General features: G+C 57.2%; 2 protein-coding genes. One reads left to right on the top strand and one right to left on the bottom strand.

Features of this window, described 5'->3' with window-relative positions:
• Nucleotides 1–3: 3 nt before the first annotated feature.
• Nucleotides 4–555 carry a hypothetical protein gene (locus C0Z18_RS32345; RefSeq protein WP_233217589.1) on the bottom strand — a complete coding sequence of 184 codons (552 nt, stop codon included), beginning with the start codon at nt 553–555 and terminating at the stop codon, nt 4–6.
• A gap of 317 nt (nt 556–872) precedes the next feature.
• Here C0Z18_RS32345 and C0Z18_RS33105 point away from each other — a divergent pair, with 317 nt between their 5' ends.
• On the top strand, nt 873–2,222 hold the full coding sequence (locus tag C0Z18_RS33105) for a T6SS immunity protein Tli4 family protein (RefSeq protein ID WP_332888229.1): 1,350 nt from the start codon (nt 873–875) through the stop codon (nt 2,220–2,222).
• Nucleotides 2,223–2,402 lie beyond the last annotated feature (180 nt).

Raw genomic sequence — 2,402 nt, 5'->3', positions numbered from 1 at the left:
GTTTCAGGCATTGAAAAACGGGCCAAAAACTAGCATTCTTGACGGCGTTCGAAACCGCGTTTCCGAACCCTTCCACGTGGCGCCTTTACGCCGATCTTCCCCGGCTCCATTACGCCGATCCGTGACAGCTGTGGCTGAAACGCTCGAATCACAGACAAGCGCCGCATACGCGTATGCCCGGCGGCCAGGGGCGCTTTGATCGAAAATTTCGGGATGGCATTGAAGATGGTGATGAAATCGGGGCGAGACGCGTATGCCAGTATCTGCCTGGAAGCGGAGCACCGCTCGTCCGTTGTTTGCAGAGGAAGCCCCGCAACCCATATATTTTCCCGTTGCGACCATCGCGCTCCCAATAGCAGCCCCCGTGTAGAACGAAGCGTAGACAGCTCCACCGACCAACAGCTTTTCCGGCAAAGTTGTAGCGCCTACCAGTTCAGCGAGCGTCGCTCCCTTGCCAAGCTTGTCGACAGCGGCCACGACTGCTCCAAGTTTGGTCAGGATCGTCACCTGAGTGCCGTACCAGCTGGTCGGCACGTCGAGGCCCAGCGCTTCCATGTTCGTTTGTACGCCAGGAAAAAGCCGGCTGCGCTGCATTGCATTGGCATAGGAAATCTCTCAGGAATTTTGTTGTTGGCAAGCCGACGGGCTTCCGCGCATTTTACACAACGGCTGTTGCCGCACGACCTCAGCGGTGGTTCGAGCACCATGCGCGAACAAACGGGGGAAGTCGACAAAAACAGTCAGCGGAAGGCCGCGCGCCTGGTGCTGAGATTCGCAAATTCTGCTAGCCGTCGAGCATTACGGAAGAGGAACTGCGCGCGGCAACCCTCCTGCACGACTCACATACCGGCAACGTTCGCGTTTACCTCCAATTGCACAAGCAAGCAGTCGAGTTCGAGGTTCAAAAAGTCAGTAAGCTGCCTGCTGGTACGAACTCATCCGATCCTTCGCCCTATGAGAGCCGGAACGGCATCAATGCGGGCGACGGCACCGCCCCAGTCTGGTCGGCAGAAGCGCAAGCGCGCGGTATAGATCCGCGGGCGAAGGGCGATGCCGCCAAAGGTGTCCAGATGGCGTTTGTCCAGCATGGTTATAACCATCAATTCAGCTATAACCATCCGGGGACGCGTTGGGCCGTGCTATATAGCATCGTGCAACTCGCTCAGGACGTGTCCGGACCCATCATGTTGAAACGCATTTCGAAAACGCTGCTATTTGCGGCAGGCGTCTGCGCCAGCTCGATCGCATTCTCTGTGGAACCGACGACGACTAATCCTCTGCTTTCTAACCCACGCCCGTGGTGCGTTGGCCGCCTCGTGTTCGACCGGCCTGCGGCGAGCGAGATCTCGAATCAGCGGTACGAGTTTCGAGGGGAAAAGCTCGAAACTCTGTACAACGTGCCGCTTACCACATACGAGGATAAGGTCGATTCTTTGAGAAAAGAGCTGCGCACAAAAAAACGCATCGATCCTGGAAATCGTAACAAAGAAACGAACCATTCTTGGCTAGAGAAAGAACTTGCTCCAACGCAACATTCTCGGGTATTCGTGTATCGGAGTTCTGAGACCGACGGCGTTACGTTGCCATTCGACACCCAGGGATACGTATACGACCGAGGCACACTTTTTCACACTATTGGGGAAATCGGCTCAGGAGCAATCGACCGAGTGCAAGGCATCTACGACGATACGATTCGTCGCATCAAGGCGCGGGATAACTGGACGGTGCCGACTGAATCGGGATTCTGCTTTGGCGGTGGGATCGTAACGGGCTCGTCAAGATACACGGAGGAGGTGAGCCAGTCGTTCGCGCTGATGCCCGGGCGGCCCGCGTCACTGGTCATCAAGATGCGCGATTCGGTCGAACAGGATCAAAACGAGCCGCTGACCAAGACACTGCCTCCCCTCCGTGCGCAACTGTCCCGACAGCCAGGGCACTACCGCATTCTTCGCGAGGGCAAGCGCACCGTCGCCGGCATGAATGCCGAAGAAGTCTTGTTCGAGCTCCAAGACGGTGGGATCACTTCCTATCGGTTTTACCTGCTGGCGCCGGGCGATCCGAGCACGCTGGCGAAACCTCATACGGCCATTCAACTATTGCTCGGCGCAAGCAGTCCCGATTTGACGCCGGAACAGGCAACCGCCCCTGTCGATGAAGCGGGTGCACTTCAAGTGTGGGACACGTTGCTGAACAGCTTGCATCTGCGCCCCGGCGCGGTATAGAGGGGAGCCGTGGACGCGCTGGGCCATGCTATACAGCATTGTGCAAATCGCACTGAAGCGCCCCGGATTTTGTGGAGGCTCCAACTCTTGAGAGAATGGAGCTATGAACAAGCCGAACAAATTTTCCGCTGAAGTCCGTGAACGTGCTGTGCGCATGGTGCGCGAGCATCGCGACGAGTA

The sequence above is a fragment of the Trinickia dabaoshanensis genome, from assembly GCF_002879885.1.
In the GTDB taxonomy this organism is placed as follows: Bacteria; Pseudomonadota; Gammaproteobacteria; order Burkholderiales; family Burkholderiaceae; genus Trinickia; species Trinickia dabaoshanensis.
This window is presented reverse-complemented; position numbering and strand designations above follow the sequence as displayed.

Bases quoted from the DNA above. Each gene is read 5' to 3' on its own strand.
- C0Z18_RS32345 (WP_233217589.1), bottom strand. From the start codon at position 555: ATGGAAGCGCTGGGCCTCGACGTGCCGACCAGCTGGTACGGCACTCAG.